Below are 16,831 nucleotides of genomic sequence, written 5' to 3' on the forward strand. Positions count from 1 at the left end.
TATTAAATAGTTAGTGCCTCACAAAAAGGCTATAACGAAACTATACTTAAAAAAGAAATTAAGGTAAAAGTGGACAAAAAATCAAGATCAATACAACGATTTTGTCATTATAAAAATCTAAAAATCAACCAAATACACTTTTTCTCAAAATAAAAAATCAAGAATCAATATAGATGCAAATTTGATAATTAAGGTCTTGAAAATGAGAATATAAAAAAACAACCTTATTTTTTAATCCTATTTGTTTCTAGAAATTTACTTTCATTTATTCCTCAAGAATTGTTTGATTGCAAATCCGCGCTATCGTTACGGAGATAAATCTGCGTGATCGGGTTCCTTTTCTTGATTTTCTCAACTCCCCTTTCTCTTATGAATTCTACTGCATCAAGCATTTTGTTTATATGAATATATGGCGTCATCAAATCGGGCTCAGAATCTGCGGAATGTGGAGACAATGAAAGCTCAAGGATTTGGTATAGAAATGATTCAAATTCTTCTAGCGTTTTTTCTGCAAATGCTTTTTGAAACACCAAAAATGGATTCTCATATTCTTCTTTTGTTAGCGAAGAAAGATGAAAAACCGTTTCAGATCGCAGAGAATCTTTTATTTTCCATTTTCTACTTTTCTCCTTTAGACAGGAACACACCTTGAGGAAAGATTTGATAACGGTATACAAAACAAAAACATCCGAAGGATTGTCCTGTTTGTAGACTTTTGTTTTATAGCTGTATAGTACAGCTTCGGTTAAACTTTTTTTGTAGTAATCCAGATGTGCAAAAGCAAAAAAAGCATCGATTGCCTTAAATGGATTTCCCGCCGTATATCCCGCCCAGATACTAGTTTCGAAAGATATTTTATTCTTTTTCATGGCTTATAGATTTAAAATTCTAAAGCAAAATTCTATTCTTTCTAAAGGATAATCTATTCGAAATACAGATATAATATTCTTACAAAATAATTCTTCTTTGAAATATTTTTTTATCTTTGAAAGTCACGATTTTTAGCCCAAATGGCTTTATCTTTGAATCTTCAGAAAACTCAATATTCATTATGGAACAGAAAATACATCAGGGAAGAAACGTAAAACGTTTTAGAGAAATGCTTAACATAAAGCAGGAAGCTTTGGCTTATGATCTGGGCGAAGACTGGAACCAAAAGAAAATTTCGATGCTGGAGCAAAAAGATGTTATTGAAGAAAATCTACTAAAACAAATTTCAGCCGTTTTAAAAATTCCTGTTGAAGCTTTTCAGAATTTTGATGAGGAACAAGCGATTAATATTATTTCTAATACTTTTGGAGAACACGCTTTCGCTAATTCATTTAATTACGGAACAATTAATATTCATCCAATTGATAAATTGATTCAACTTCATGAAGAAAAGATTGTTTTGTATGAAAGGATGTTGAAGGAGAAAGATGAGATGATGGCGAGACTTGAGAAATTGATTGGAAAATAGTTACTCTAAATCTACAGAAAAACTTATGATTTCAGCTTCTATTTAATCATTACTTCTAACTTCATTAAAACATCTAACTAGATCTTCAAAAAAAACTACAACAAAAGTTTGTTATTTGTACAAATTATACGAATTACTTTTTATCTTTGTAGTCAAATAAATCACGTAACGCAATTTTTTTCATTTATTTTTTGATAAGTAGAATGAATTGATAAGTTGTAAGTCAACATAATATTACAATGTAACATTTGTAATATTACATTAAATAAAAAAGACCTAGCAGGCTAGGTCTAAATAACTAAGAGCGTAGGTTTCGCAACCATTCGATTAGTTTTCCGAGGTTATCAATATACAACGGCGAATTATTAATTAAGCTTGCAAGGCACATTAAAAATAATTGCTTATTAGTACACTGATTCCTTTTTTTGTTTGTTTTCTTTTTCTTCTTAGCCATCTTCTTGGTGTAATAGAATTAAGAAAATACTCAATTTCTCGGAGCAGCCCCAAGTGGCTTTGTTTGAATCTTTTTTCATTGGAATTAGATTTAAATTAATAAAATAAGAACTTATAATAGCCCACTTACAAAATGTAAGATTGGGCTTTATTTGTTTTTACAAATATAGGTGATAAAATTAAACACTCATTTTTAAATAAAAAAGCCACCTATTCAAAAAGTATAATAATTTTTATTAACAGTATAGGGCATAAAAAAAGGTCTAAATGACCTCTTTTTTTATTACTAGAAACTTGCAACCAACCTCCACTACAACATAGGCATAAACAAAATTTCATCTGCAATATTTCATTCTCTAATTAGATAAAATTAATCTTGTTCTATTGACCATTATACTTGAAATTGTTAATAATTGTTGCGATAGAGTGTCGATAAAATACTACAAACTTTTTTCAAAAAACTGAAAGAACACTCCGCTCTACGAAGTATTCTTATGAAAAACTGCGCAAATGTCTCTGACTTTGCGCTTTTTCAAACAAGAGTGTAAGTTTTTATTTTTTAAGTAAAAATACACTCATTTCCCTTTTAAATATTTATTATGTTTACCTAAAAAAAATTAAATGGAAACTGTAAAAGAATTTTTTTCAAGCATATTAAATAATTCAAAAGAAAGAATTAAAAGCCCTTTTATTGGGTCATTCATATTATCTTTTATTTTTTTTAATTGGGAAATGTTTGCCATTTTATTCTTTTCTGATTGGCCAATCCATTGTAAAATAGAATGGATTAGGGAAAGATATTATCAAACTAACAATTTTCTTATTCCTCTGGGATTTGCTCTTTTTTATATATTAATCTTACCATATCTGAATATCTTTTTCGATTTATTTCTTTCTAGAGCAACAAGAATTGAATCAAAAAAAGCAACGTTAATTCATGAAAATAAATTATTGATTGAAGAACGTGAAGCACATCAAAGAAGAAAAATTGCTGATGCAGAAGCTGGAACAAGTCAAATCAGAGATTTAAAAGAAAGAAATGATGCATTACAATCTGAACTAAATGAATTAAGTACCCAAAATCAAGAAGATCTAAAACGACACAATTTTACTGATGAAAAATATAAGGACAGAATCGCTAAATTACTAAATGATCAGAAAGCTCTGCAAATTTTTTCTAAACAGGATTGGGCTGCGGATTTAGATATAGTTGATACTGATTTGGATATATCAACAATTCGAGATGTAATTAAAATTGTAGATAGTTTTTCTGAAGACGAAAGAAAAAAATATTTGAATTTCGTTACCGAATTGGGAGAAAAGAAAAATATCTCTCAGGTATTAGATATGCCTAAATATGAAGAACTAGGATTAATTTCAGTGTATAAAGATAAAAAGGGAAATGAAACCTATTTAACAAAAAAAGGAGTTTTTCTTGCAAATTATATACATAGAGGTCTAGATTTAATGTAATTAAAACCCGACAGCGCGGATTTGCAATCTGTGCCCGCAACAGTAAGGCTCAAAACAAATCATCAAAACAAAAATCACACAAATTAATGTGCTTTTTTATATTTACAAAGAAAACTACCAATCTTTGTGGGCACAGATTGCAAATCCGCGCTATCGTGTCATAAAATAAAAAAACCAGTGAATCAACTTCACTGGTTTTCTAATCATTTTTTATAAATCATCATCTATTTTAAGATGATTTATAGAGCTGATTTTATTTTGTAATGCCAAACATCATGACCAATTTATCATTCAGATAAAAATTAAGCGTTTGGTCTGCTACATCAAAACGCAGGTCTTTATTGCTTAAATAAAATAGCATTTTTTGCTCTGTTTTATTTCCTTCTTCACCAATACATGCCATTAATGTAGCGGCTACTTTATCAAAAGTAATATGATCACCACTTGTTTCATAAGTTCCGGCGAAATTGTTGCAACCTGTATTTCCGCTTACTTTCTTTTCTGTTGGGTTAAACTTAATAGAAGCTTTTCCGTAATCCTGTCCAACATTTTCTAGGGCGATTAGTTTCCAATTGTTTTTTCCAATAAAACTCCAAAGTTGGTCTTGAGTTGGAATAGAGAATTCCATAACTACTTTGTTCTTAGTGTTTTTAAACTGCACTGTATTGTTTTTCTTTACAATTTTGAACTTTTTGTTGGTTATTGCAGCGCTAAATTCTTTTTCTAATTTCATGCTTTCGTCGTCGCAAGCCATTAAAGTTCCCATAGGAGAATTGGTCTTGATTTGATTTTTTGAAGAAAGCTTCGTGTATTTTACGTTGAAATTATTACATCCGTTTTTACCGCTTATTGTACCAGTTTCGTCATTAATTGTGATAAATGCTTTTCCGTTATTTACCTTTTTTCCGTTTAACTGGGTTAAAATCATTTTGGTATCATAAATTCCTTTTTCCTTAGTTACAGGAGTTTTAGAAATTATGCTTTTCAGTTTGTACTCGTATGCAGAAGCATCAGCTGGAATTGGTTCTGGTCTTTTTGTTTTCGTTACCAGAATTTCATATCGATTTCCTTTTTCAAAATTAAAACCTTCAATATGATTATAAAATAGTTGCCATTCTTTGTCATTGTCATACTTTACCTGTAGACATTCCATAGGGCCAACACCCGTACATGGCACTTTACTTTCTTTTACAAACATTTTTAAACTTTCCTGACCATACGTAAATGTTGATAATAACACTACCACAAAAACATACATACATTTAAATCTTTTCATTTATTTTAATTTTTTTAGAACACCGATTAAGCGCTCTGATTATTCAATGATTTTTTTGCAGGCAGGAATTGTGCCACTTTAAAATTAAGAATGCTTTTAACTTTTCTTTATTATCGCTAAAACCCGTCTTTCTTTAATAATTAAAGTACTACATATTGATAATCAGTTCTTTGTTTCAAAAGAACAAAAAATCTTCTTTGTATTACATTTAAGAATGTTTTGATAGGATTTTTACATGTATTTACATTGAACTGACATCTGGAAATGCATTCTCTTTAAAACTGTCTAACAAATCAGCAACAGTCGATATTCTCCATCATTTTCTACAGGCGCCCTATGCACACAAGGCAGTACTCCTTGCTTTGGATGATCTACAGCCAAGCGCCAAAGATGTCCTAAACCTAAATTAATAGGTTTTGCATTTTCATGCAGCTGATAATGCAAATCAAAGTAATTTTCTTTTAAAAAGTCTTCAAACTCCTCTTCTGTTCCATCATGCAGTTCTTTGAGTTTTGCTCTAATTTCTGGAATTAAGATTTTTTGTTCTACTTGCGAATTAGCCACAATATCGCTTGCCGCTCCGTGATAGGTGCATAAAAAAGTGTCGGTTGCAATGGGCGAACGGTCTACGTGAAACGAATACACATCGGTCGAAATGAAATCAAATTCATCATCGCGTTCGTAACATTTCAGTAAATTTAGCGAAGGCGAAGCTCCAAAATCGGCTAATAATTGCAAATCATTTAAGATTATTTCTCTCGCTATATTTCCCTTTTCTGAGAGGTGAAGCGCCATTAGATCTTCTGGAGAAACTTCGGTTATATTTTCTTTTAAAGACAGCTTGGCTACAATTTCTTTAAAATCACCATCCAAATTTCTCTTCCAGCATAACGCATTCCTTTCTCCTTTGAAATCGGTATGCACTAGTTCAGAAAAGGTTGGCACCACTCCTATTTGACTATTTTCAGAAAATGTATTGCTCATAGTAAAATATAAGAAGCTAATGGCTTCCTTACCTTACAAAATTATGCAATAGCGGGCAGTTGAAAAATATTTTGCAGAGGCTTTTTAGGTAATAGTTTTCTATGACTGCTTTTTTTTTATCCTTGGGATATAATTGCAGATATTACAATCGCAATCGATATTACCAAAACAGGTACAATAGAAAGTAAAATAGTATAGAATAATTCTTCTTGAAAAATGCCAATACTACATGAAGATTTGCAGTCAGCTAAAATGACGTAATTCAATAAAACCCAAATTGGAATAAAGATTATCAGCTCAATTACGCTTTTTAAATAGATCTTTTTAATAAAAGAAAATACCAAAAACACTATTGCTAAGAAAACGGCCGTCAGTAGAGACGTTAAATACACATTTTCAACAAAAGAACAATCTAAAAAACCCAATGATATTCTTTCAGAAAAATTTCCCATCGACCAGCAAATCTCCATATAAGTAATTGTAAAAAGTATTGCCCCCAACAATACTTTTTTCTTTAAACCCCGAACTATTTTATTCGGCATCCTTTAGAGATATGTTTTATTCTTAAGCGGACTATTATCATTAGTAAGCAAGTCATTTGCAATCTGTATCATTCCGCTGTTGTTTGAACCGCCCCAAACGGCTCTTCCAAAAATATAGCTCGTGGTGTATTCTTTCCAAGTAGTACAGTATTTCTTCAAATCGGTGTGGCATTTTTTTAAATATTCTTTGAGTTCATTTTCTGAAAGATAACCCAAATCGTAACAGCAACGCGCTAAGAAAGCACCTCTTCCGTAATTCCAGCCACTGTCTTTTGTCTTTTTTATTTGAGAAAAATCCGTGATGATGTTTTGTTCCATTAGTTCTGGAATCGTATTATTAAGCTGTCTAAATAAATCTATGTAATGTTCAAACAAGCCTTCTTCTCTTGGCAGATTAGATTTTAAAATGTCCACATAATTTTCGCTATCCTCAAATGCTCGGTAAACGATTTCCATATTTTCGTCTTGGTTTCTGTCGTGCAGATTTTGCAGCACTTCAATAGCTTGCTCTCTATTATAGATTCCCCAGTACTCTTCAGCCAATGTGACAATATCAGATCTATTCAAACCTGTTTCATAAGAATTCAAGTAAGCCGACTGCTGTTCTGCATACATGGAGCCAACAAGCAAATGATCTAATAAATAGCCTCTTACAGCATTTTGATTATTTAATCTAAGGCTTTGAAATGAATTCAAAATTTTTGAAAAGAATCCCATAACTCTTTATGCTACTTTTAAATGAGGAACTTTGTTTTGTAAAATATCGAGAAATCTTTCGCCAACTATTTGATATTTGGCTCTAGTTTCCAATTGTTTTTTCAAGTTCAGCATATCTTCGGGAGCAGTTACATAATTTAGCCTATCATGAATTTCAAGCGACAACGGACTTCCGTCAATATAAAAAGTGATGACGTGTGTTTTTGGCAAGTATTCTTCTGAAGATTTAGAATAAACGCCCAATTGCGATTTCAAAACGCCCCCATATTCAAGTTTAGCATCTTCAATTCTGAAGTTATCAAAAACAATATGCTCGTCTAATTCGCCCACCGTATTGGTAGTAAAGAAATGCAAATCGTTTCCGCTCAAAACCCAAAAACAATCTGTTTCTACTCTTCTCAGTTTTACACCAATGGTAGATAATGCTGCATTTTTTAGACCATCGGTAACAATTTCTTGAACTTTACTGCTTGTAGATTGTGGCACAGATGCAGAAGTAAATGCATCTATAGCTTTACCTTTCATCCAATGCTTTAATTGTGAAAAATCATTAGCCAATAATTCTTGTTTGTATTGGTCATATTTTGTTCGTTCAAAATTTAAATCAATTTCTCCTTTTGCAGTCTTGTGTTTCTTATTTACATAAATCATAAAAACTATGCCTGCAATTACCAATACAATTGGAATAAAAATTAATGTGCTCATGCTTTTTTTTGTTTGATTAATTTGTTTTTAGATATTTTGCTGGGTTTAATGTTATCTCAAAGCAAAACGATATTTCAAGACAAATTTTAGAAAAAAGAAAATGAGAATTTAAGCAGATATAAATTCGCTTGAAACGATTGGATATACGCAAATACTTTTTATAAATCCGTTTTTAATTACTTGGCATTTTTGGGTAGAAATTTTTAGTCAAGCTTTAAACGACATTCTGAACAAAGTAAATTGACTTTTTAAGCAAAGTCAGACCACCAAAGTGTGCCTTACTTTGCATCATAACTTTTAATAATTAAAAAAATGATACCGAACAATTATCAAGGAGCATTACAACAGCCGCTCAATTCAGGATTTAATGCATCGTCAACAACCAGTGATGTAATCAAAGGAATTAGTCTTGAAGGAAAAAATGTAATTGTGACAGGCGGAAATGCAGGCATAGGTCTTGAAACCACCAAAACACTTGCAAATGCGGGCGCGACAGTAATCGTAGCTGCAAGGGATATTGAAAAAGCTAAGAATAACTTGAAAGGCATAAAAAATGTAGAAATCGAAGCAATGGATATTATAGATCCTGATTCTATTACCGCGTTTGCAGATAAATTTATCTCGTCAGGAAGAGCTTTGCATTTGCTTATAAATAATGCTGGAATTATGTGGGTTCCTTTACGCAGAGACAGTCGCGGAATCGAATCGCAATTGGCTACGAATTACTTAGGGCAATTTCATTTGACGCTAAAGCTTTTTCCTGCTCTTAAAAAAGCCAACGGCGCGAGAGTCATTAATGTATCTTCACTTGGACATCATATGTCGCCTTTCAACTTTGAAGATCCTAATTTTCTTCATCGCGAGTATGAAACTTTACAAGCATACGGACAGTCAAAAACGGCATGCAACTTATTTTCTCTTGAGCTGGACAATCGCATAAAAGCTTACCATATAAGAGCTTACTCTCTTCATCCTGGCTCAATTGGAGGCACAGAACTAGGAAGAGAAGCATCAGTAGAATTATTTCAAAAAATGGGTTTCTTAGATGCAGAGGGCAATATGCTTCCTGAAGTTGCTGCAAGATTAAAGTCAATACCGCAAGGCGCAGCCACAACTATATGGTGCGCCACAAGTCCTTTACTGGATCATATTGGAGGTGTTTATTGTGAAGATGCAGATATTGCTCCATTAGCATCAGAAGAAAGCATCGGAATATATGGTGTCCAGCCCTATGCTTTAGACGAAACCAATGCTAAAAAATTATGGGATTTAAGTGAACAAATGACTGGTGTGTCATTAGCCTCTGTAAACTAATATGGGTTTTGAACAAAAAGAAATGATACTTTCTATCTTTGTAATCATAAATTAATCAAATCAATTATGGATCACATATCAAGATATTTAACTCCAGAAATTAAACTTTCCTGCTATGAAGACAAATTCTTTAAATCAGATATCATGTTTGATGATCATATGCTCATTTGGTTTATCTCTGGTGAAACAAAAATTATACAATATGATGCCTCCTTTCTTTTTAAGAAAGGAGATATCTTTTTAATACCAAGAAACCAGCTTGCAACTATAATCAATTATCCCTCAAACGGAGAACCGCACAAAACAGTTGTAATGCACCTTTCTGTTGAACGGCTAAAAAAATTTTATCAGAATATCGAACTTGTAAAGAAACCGATACCTGAAAATAAAATTTATAGTTTTAATAATCATCCTTTGTTAGAAAGCTGCCTGGCTTCGCTTGTGCCTTATTTTGATTTGAAAAGCCATTTCTCAGAAGATTTGGCTTCTTTAAAAATAACCGAAGCTCTAAGCATTTTGAGAGCAATCGACAAAAATGTTGACAATGTACTCGCTAATTTTGATGAACCTGGAAAAATCGATCTAATTGGTTTTATGGAACGTAATTTTATGTTCAACATGCCTTTGGAAAAACTAGGCTATCTTACCGGTCGCAGTTTATCAACATTCAATAGAGACTTTAAAAAGCACTTTAATACTACTCCTCAAAAATGGCTTACACATAAAAGACTTGAATTGGCCTATTATCAATTGGCAGAAAAAAAGAAAAAGCCAATCGATGTGTATCTTGAAGTAGGTTTCGAAAACTTATCTCATTTCTCATACGCGTTTAAAAAATTATATGGCATTTCTCCCAAGCAGCTGATTTAAAAAGCATCTTTAACTCCATTCCGGGAATTGAGTTCTATTTAAATCCAATTTTTCAATCGCTTTCATATCAGCATCGTCAAGCTTGAAATTGAATATATCTAGATTCTCTATAATATGGGCTTTTTGAGAAGATCTCGGAATAGCAACAATACCGCGCTGATAATGCCATCTTAGACTAACTTGTGCAGTAGTTTTACCATGCTTTTTAGCTATTTGAGTTAATGTTTCATTTGTAAAAAGACCATTGCTCCCTTCTGCAAAAGGTGCCCATGCCTGCATCTGTATAGTATGCTGCTTTAGCACTTTATAATCATTGGACTGCTGAAAATAAGCATGAGTTTCTATCTGATTCACAACTGGTTTTACCTGTGCATAAGACAATAGATCGGCCAACTGTGCAGGATCAAAATTGCTTATGCCAATAGCTCTGATTTTTCCTGCTTTGTAGAGTTCTTCCATTGCTTTCCAAGATCCTTTTACATCGCCTCTCGGACGGTGTATTAGATATAAATCCAGATATTCCACCTGCAATTTTCTTAGTGTTTCTTCAAAACCCTTTTTTGCATTTTCATAACCTGCATCATCAACCCAAAGTTTTGAGGTAACAAAAAGCTGTTTTCTGTCAATGCCACTTTGTTTTATAGCTTTGCCTACCTCTATCTCGTTTCCATATACTTTTGCAGTATCAATAAGGCGATAACCTGCAGATATAGCTTCAACGACAGATTTTTGACAGATCTCACCACTTAGCCCATAAGTTCCAAACCCGAGCATAGGCATCTTTAGACCATTATTCAGTTTAACATCTGGAATGCCTTTAGGCTCTTTATCCATCAAGACATTTCCGAACAGTTTAGGCATACCTAAAATACCTAAGTAAATTCCAGCTGTCGCTAATGAACTATTTTGTAAAAACTTGCGTCGGCTTATTTCGTTTTTTGGGTTTTGAGAATTCATATTTTTGGTACATTAATCAATTCATAATCAGCTAAAAGTAATATATTATTTTCTAAAAACACCAAATATAAAGTTCTGAATAGTTTCAAAAGGAGTTTTATGATCAATTGTAAAAGAATCCACCAATTGAAAGTTTGATTTAAACCGTTCTGCCAAAGATTTCTCAGAATATTGTCTGATTTCGATTCCGCTGCATTTTGTTGGTCCTGTTTCAGAAAAAGTACCAATTGTCAAAATTCCATTTTTGTTTATTCCTTCACTGGCAATCTGGAGATATTTCAGAATATCTTTTTCTTCTGTCAAAAAATGAAATGCGGCGCGATCGTGCCAAAAATCATATTTATGAACTGGTTTGAAATCTGTTATGTCAGATACGATCCAATTTACTTTTTCAGCTTCTTTACCTAAACGGTTTTGGGCTTTTGCAATTGCTTCTTTAGAAATATCTAAAACAGTTATGTCTGAATAACCCAATTTCAGAAGTTCGTCAACCAAAAAGCTATCACCGCCTCCAATATCAATAATTTTAGCTTGAAAGGGAATATTATATTGCTTAAATAGATCTAGTGAAGTCTGAGGAACTGGCTGATACCAGCTAACTTCTGTCAGATCTTTTGTTTGATATATGTTTTCCCAATGTTTCTTTCTATCCATTTTTACAATTTTTAAACCGTTAATTCTTTTCTAAATCTCAGCAATTGTTTCAATAATTAGGAGACCTCATTAAAAAATAAAGATATAATAAGAATAAAAAAGTAAAAATAAAGTGCGGTAAATTATTCCGAAAATGTTATTTAAAAATATTTCGAATTGCTTTTCCTATTTCTGCAAAATCATCATGACTGCTTACAGATCTTTTTTCTGTATTGTTTGAAGCAATTTTAGAAAAAGGATAAATAAGCATATAGTTATTGTTATTAAATCTATGATTCAAAAGATCTGGAATATCTCTCATTTTGGGAAAATACGAATGCATTCCTCGGTCACCCATCATAATCACTAGGCCTTCGTTTTCTTCAATGGAAAGTGCTGTCTGTTCTGCATTTTCCCAATTTGAGAAAACATCAAATGTGGCTTCTATAGAGGCTTTTTTTGCAATTCTTTTCAGAATATTCAGCGTTTTCTCTTTTCCATAAAAACTCATTTTTGCTCCAGAATTACGGCCTATATTCCAGATTCTTAACATCGAATGAAAAAATCCAGCATCCAGCTCGGCATCTGCTGGTATAAAAACCAAATATCTTTTAATCGTGGCGGCAGGCTGTACAGCGTGATACACCATCAAATTGATGCTTTTATTTCGAAGATAACCGTTATACAAATTATACACAAACGAAGCCGAAAAACCTTTTCCCCCTTCAAGCCCTACAATAAGGTCTGTAATTTCTTTTTCTTTTATCACATTACTTATTCCGCTTGCTATATCATTGTCGTGACGTGTAATTGGGTGCAATTCAACATCGGCAGCAGAAGCGGCTTTAATGGCATTTTCTAAAATCCGTTCGGCATTTTTTTCAGAAGATTCATTGGCATCTTCGTTAATTACATTTACAGCATACAGCTGCTTATTTGCAGAGGACTTTACCATCAGTCCAAGATTGACCATTTTTTCAACAGTAGCCTCATGGTTTACTGCCAAAAGTATATTTTCTTTCTCTTCGTTCTTACCCGATACGGTATTGTCTTTATCTGCCTGTGCTATACGCTGTGCACTTGCCATCGATACAAACGATGATACGGTACAAGAAACGAGAATAAGAAGAATACTGCCGTTAAGCACATGTTCATTTAAAAGTCTTATAGGTTCTCCCGCATCATTTTCACCAATAATTATATTATACCCAACCATTACAGAAGCCAGCGTAGCTGCCGCAGATGCAGAACTCAGTCCAAAAATCAGCTGTCCCTCATCATTTGTAAGTTTAAATGTCTTTTTCGTTAGCATAGCTGCAACGTATTTTCCTCCAATAGAAGCAATAAGCATAATTGATGCTACCCACAATGTCTCCCAGCTTTGTATAAAAGCACTAAAATCAATCAGCATTCCGACACTTATTAAAAAGAAAGGAATAAAAATGGCATTTCCGACAAACTCCACCCTATTCATCAACGATGAAGTATGCGGAATTAACTTGTTTAAAGCCAATCCGGCAAAAAAAGCTCCAATGATAGATTCGATACCTGCCAATTCAGCCAAAAGTGAAGCCAAATAAATCATAACGAGTACAAAAAGATATTGGGAGATTTTATCCTCCACATTTTTAAAGAACCAGCGGGCAATTATCGGAAAAACAAGCAGTACAATTAATGTAAAAATGACCATCGAAACTGATAACTTCACCCAGAAAGCTGTTCCGACTTCTCCCTGTGACATTCCAACTACAGCGGCCAAAACAAGAAGCGAAAGCACATCAGTAATCATCGTTCCTCCTACTGTTATATTAACTGCAAGATTTTTGGCAATTCCTAATCCGCTTACCATCGGGTAAACGATTAAAGTATGTGACGAAAAAAGACTGGCAAAAAGAATTGAGGTAAGGAGTGAAAATCCCAGTATATAGTAACCACCAACGAGTCCTAAAATAAACGGAACAGCAAAAGTGAAAATAGAAAAAATAATACTCTTCCATTTGTTCTTTTTAAAATCGGCCATATCGATTTCGAGACCTGCTAAAAACATAATGTACAAAAGACCTGTAGTTCCTGTAACGACGACACTGCTGTCCCTAGAAAGCACTCCAAAACCATTTGGACCTATTAGCGCACCGGCAATAATAAGACCCAACAGATGTGGCACTTTAATTTTATTCAATAAAAGCGGAATGCATAAAATAATGATAATCTCGATAAGATACTTTAACAAAGGATCTTCAATAGGAAAACTTATATGATGTATACTCAGCTGCATAAATTACTTTTTATTGGATGGAGTAAGTTCAACTGAGAATTTTGCGATGCAATTATCTTGACCCGTAATGGTCTGCGTGCCTTTGATTAGATTTTTTTTAATATCATCAAGTACCACGCTCACTTTTATTTTGTTTTTAGCAGAAGCTTCTTTTGCCGAATCCAGCACTATTTTATTCTCAAGATATTGCCCTGTAAAAACTCGTTTAATTTCATTATTGCTCAATACATTGGTATACATTCCTGTCGAATCTGATCGGAACTCCCAAGTTTCAGTGCGCTGATCGCCAATGACATAATTACTGCAATTCGATTCCCTGCAAACCATTTTGCTGTTCCATGCTACTTTTAGGTTTTCAGGCCATTCTTTTATTTTTGGAAGCGTATCTTTTACTTTAGAGAGAGACAGTAAACTGTCTTTCATTTTTAATAGCTTTTCGTATTCTACTTCTTTATCTTGAAACTGTTTCTCCCTTTCTAAAAGTGAGTTTTCGCGCACAATAAGCTCCTGCTCTTTTTTGTTTCCACAAGAATATAATGCAAATATAAAACCGACAAGAATAAGTCCTTTTAAAGTCATAAGAATTGATTTTGGATTCTACAAGTTAAGCAGAAAAATCCTTTTAACCTTCCAAAAACTGATAAAAAAAGGAAAAATTGATTTTTAATTTGCAAGGATCTTAAAAGAAAAAGACGCCTATTATGGCGTCTTTTTAAGTTTATTGCTTTTCGCTAATATTATTTTTTCAAATCAAATCTATCTAGATTCATTACTTTAGTCCAAACGGCAATAAAATCATGCACAAATTTCTCATGTGCATCAGATGCAGCATACACTTCTGCAATTGCTCTCAATTCTGAGTTTGAACCAAAAACAAGATCGGCACGTGTTCCTATCCATTTAGGCTGTCCAGTGCTTCGGTCGTTTCCTGTATAAAGTTCTTTATCGTTAGAAACGGCTTGCCATTGTGTGTTCATATCCAAAAGATTTACAAAGAAGTCATTTGTCAGGCGACCTGGTCTAGTGGTAAAAACACCATTTTTGCTTCCGTCAGCATTAATATCCAGCACACGAAGACCTCCTAAAAGCACTGTCAATTCTGGCGCTGTAAGGGTCAGTAAATTAGCTTTATCGATAAGCAATTCTTCTGTCAAAACAGATGATTTTGTTTTTCTGTAGTTTCTAAAACCATCTACTTTTGGCTCAAGATATCCAAATGATTCAACATCTGTCTGTTCTGCAGATGCATCCATACGTCCAGGAGCGAAAGGCACAGAAACTGAAGCTCCTGCATCTTTAGCCGCTTTTTCAACGGCAGCAGAACCTCCCAAAACAATTAAATCAGCTAGTGAAACTTTTTTGCCGTCATTTTGCGCTGCATTAAATTCGTTTTGAATGGCTTCTAATTTATCTAAAACCACTTTTAATGCAGTTGGATTGTTTACTTCCCAGTCTTTTTGAGGCGCAAGTCTTATGCGCCCGCCGTTTGCACCGCCTCGCTTATCTGATCCTCTAAACGTAGAAGCAGAAGCCCAAGCTGTCGAAACTAGTTGAGACACCGTTAAACCTGAATTTAATATTCTTTCTTTAAGTTGAGCTATATCCTGATCATTTATTAGAGTATGATTTACTTCTGGAATTGGATCTTGCCATAACAATTCTTCCGCTGGCACTTCAGGTCCTAGGTAAAGGGCGCGCGGTCCCATATCACGGTGCGTCAGTTTAAACCAGGCACGTGCGAAAGCATCTGCAAATTCATCTGGATTTTCTAAAAATCGGCGCGATATCTTCTCATAAGCTGGATCCAATCTTAATGACAAATCAGTTGTAAGCATGGTTGGCAAGTGCTTTTTATTAGGGTCAAAAGCGTCAGGAATAATGGCTTCAGCATTTTTTGCTACCCATTGATGAGCACCGGCAGGACTTTTAGAAAGTTCCCATTCAAAGCCAAATAAATTCTCGAAAAAGTTATTGCTCCATTGTGTTGGCGTTTTTGTCCAAGTTACTTCAAGTCCACTTGTAATGGCGTCTGACCCCTTTCCTGAACCATAGCTATTCTGCCATCCTAAACCTTGCAATTCTAAACCAGCAGCTTCTGGCTCTTTGCCCACATGATCCGAAGAAGCAGCCCCGTGGGTTTTACCAAAAGTGTGTCCACCAGCTATTAGTGCTACGGTTTCTTCATCATTCATTGCCATACGACCAAAAGTATCTCTAATATCTTTTGCAGCCGCAATCGGATCAGGATTTCCGTCTGGCCCTTCTGGATTTACATATATAAGTCCCATTTGCACTGCGGCAAGTGGTTTTTCTAAATTTCTACTATGAATATTTCCATCTGCATTATCATCGGATGAAACAACACCATGATCTTTCGGCACGCCTTCAGAGCCATCTTTATAACGTTCATCACCACCAAGCCAAGTCGTTTCAGATCCCCAATATACAGATTCGTCTGCCTCCCATACATCGGCACGTCCTCCTGCAAAACCGAATGTTTTAAAACCCATTGATTCTAAGGCTACATTCCCTGTTAAGATTAGCAAATCGGCCCACGAAATCTTTTGACCATACTTTTGTTTTATTGGCCAAAGCAATCTTCGTGCTTTGTCTAAGCTCACATTATCAGGCCAGCTATTTAGCGGCGCAAAACGCTGTTGCCCTGCTCCTGCTCCTCCGCGCCCGTCATGAACTCTGTAAGTACCGGCACTATGCCAAGCCATTCTAATGAAAAGTCCTCCGTAGTGGCCAAAATCAGCAGGCCACCAATCTTGTGAATCAGTCATAAGAGCATGTAAATCTTTCTTTACAGCGTCAAGATCTAGAGTTTTAAACGCTTCTGCGTAATTAAAATCCTTATCCAAGGGATTTGACAATACTGAATTTTGTCTCAGGATATTTACCTTTAACTGTTTAGGCCACCAGTCACGATTTTTTGTTCCTGAAGCCGCTTGCTTGTCCATGCTCCCATTATGAAAAGGGCATTTGCTGATGTCATTTGATTGATTATCCATAGTTGAAAATTTTTATTTTTGACTAAATTACAAACTAATGAAAGAGAAAATTAGGGCTGTAGATTGTAAATACTACTTCCGAAATAGACAAAATCTATTCATGTCTATTTTTTATATTTAAAATACTTATAACTCAGACAGTTTAAAAAAAAACATCTT

At 34.0% G+C, this 16,831-nt stretch carries 14 protein-coding genes; 4 read left to right on the plus strand and 10 right to left on the minus strand.

All coding sequences use genetic code 11. The features are described from left to right. Positions 1–272 precede the first annotated feature (272 nt). Complete coding sequence (locus BLP44_RS09515) at positions 273–869, minus strand: hypothetical protein (protein WP_091132152.1); 597 nt, start codon at positions 867–869, stop codon at positions 273–275. A 182-nt stretch (positions 870–1,051) separates the two neighbouring features. Here BLP44_RS09515 and BLP44_RS09520 point away from each other — a divergent pair, with 182 nt between their 5' ends. Further along, positions 1,052–1,459 (plus strand): helix-turn-helix domain-containing protein, encoded by a 408-nt coding sequence (locus BLP44_RS09520; RefSeq protein WP_091132156.1) that lies wholly within the window; start codon positions 1,052–1,054, stop codon positions 1,457–1,459. Positions 1,460–2,533: 1,074 nt separating this feature from the next. Further along, entirely contained in the window at positions 2,534–3,385 is an 852-nt protein-coding gene (locus BLP44_RS09525; RefSeq protein ID WP_091132159.1) for a hypothetical protein, read from the plus strand. A gap of 253 nt (positions 3,386–3,638) precedes the next feature. Here the strand turns inward: BLP44_RS09525 and BLP44_RS09530 are convergent, their stop codons facing one another. From BLP44_RS09530 to BLP44_RS09550, 4 genes are all read right to left on the minus strand, one after another. Further along, positions 3,639–4,661 (minus strand): META domain-containing protein, encoded by a 1,023-nt coding sequence (locus BLP44_RS09530; protein ID WP_091132163.1) that lies wholly within the window; start codon positions 4,659–4,661, stop codon positions 3,639–3,641. 285 nt (positions 4,662–4,946) lie between these two features. Continuing rightward, the gene (locus BLP44_RS09535) at positions 4,947–5,645 is read right to left on the minus strand and encodes a DUF1826 domain-containing protein (RefSeq protein WP_091132166.1); all 699 of its coding nucleotides are present in this window, start codon (positions 5,643–5,645) and stop codon (positions 4,947–4,949) included. A gap of 545 nt (positions 5,646–6,190) precedes the next feature. Next, positions 6,191–6,883, minus strand: a complete 693-nt coding sequence (locus BLP44_RS09545; protein WP_244511722.1) for a DUF1266 domain-containing protein — start codon at positions 6,881–6,883, stop codon at positions 6,191–6,193. Positions 6,884–6,910: 27 nt separating this feature from the next. Further along, the gene (locus BLP44_RS09550; RefSeq protein ID WP_091132175.1) at positions 6,911–7,609 is read right to left on the minus strand and encodes a hypothetical protein; all 699 of its coding nucleotides are present in this window, start codon (positions 7,607–7,609) and stop codon (positions 6,911–6,913) included. Positions 7,610–7,921: 312 nt separating this feature from the next. On the opposite strand from BLP44_RS09550, the gene BLP44_RS09555 reads away from it, so the two are divergent. Both BLP44_RS09555 and BLP44_RS09560 read left to right on the plus strand, forming a co-directional pair. Continuing rightward, positions 7,922–8,923 carry an SDR family NAD(P)-dependent oxidoreductase gene (locus tag BLP44_RS09555; RefSeq protein WP_091132178.1) on the plus strand — a complete coding sequence of 334 codons (1,002 nt, stop codon included), beginning with the start codon at positions 7,922–7,924 and terminating at the stop codon, positions 8,921–8,923. Positions 8,924–8,989: 66 nt separating this feature from the next. Then, positions 8,990–9,793, plus strand: coding sequence for an AraC family transcriptional regulator (locus BLP44_RS09560; RefSeq protein WP_008463560.1), 804 nt, complete (start codon positions 8,990–8,992; stop codon positions 9,791–9,793). Positions 9,794–9,802: 9 nt separating this feature from the next. Here BLP44_RS09560 and BLP44_RS09565 read toward each other — a convergent pair whose 3' ends face one another. The 5 genes from BLP44_RS09565 to katG form a co-directional block, all read right to left on the minus strand. Then, the gene (locus tag BLP44_RS09565; protein WP_244511723.1) at positions 9,803–10,750 is read right to left on the minus strand and encodes an aldo/keto reductase; all 948 of its coding nucleotides are present in this window, start codon (positions 10,748–10,750) and stop codon (positions 9,803–9,805) included. A gap of 45 nt (positions 10,751–10,795) precedes the next feature. Further along, positions 10,796–11,404 (minus strand): class I SAM-dependent methyltransferase, encoded by a 609-nt coding sequence (locus BLP44_RS09570; protein WP_066034823.1) that lies wholly within the window; start codon positions 11,402–11,404, stop codon positions 10,796–10,798. A gap of 136 nt (positions 11,405–11,540) precedes the next feature. Further along, entirely contained in the window at positions 11,541–13,658 is a 2,118-nt protein-coding gene (locus BLP44_RS09575; RefSeq protein ID WP_091132185.1) for a cation:proton antiporter, read from the minus strand. Positions 13,659–13,661: 3 nt separating this feature from the next. Continuing rightward, positions 13,662–14,237, minus strand: coding sequence for a hypothetical protein (locus BLP44_RS09580; protein WP_091132190.1), 576 nt, complete (start codon positions 14,235–14,237; stop codon positions 13,662–13,664). 158 nt (positions 14,238–14,395) lie between these two features. Beyond that, complete coding sequence (gene katG, locus BLP44_RS09585) at positions 14,396–16,672, minus strand: catalase/peroxidase HPI (protein WP_091132194.1); 2,277 nt, start codon at positions 16,670–16,672, stop codon at positions 14,396–14,398. Positions 16,673–16,831: the final 159 nt, after the last annotated feature.

Source organism: Flavobacterium anhuiense, assembly GCF_900101855.1.
Classification (GTDB): Bacteria; Bacteroidota; Bacteroidia; order Flavobacteriales; family Flavobacteriaceae; genus Flavobacterium; species Flavobacterium anhuiense.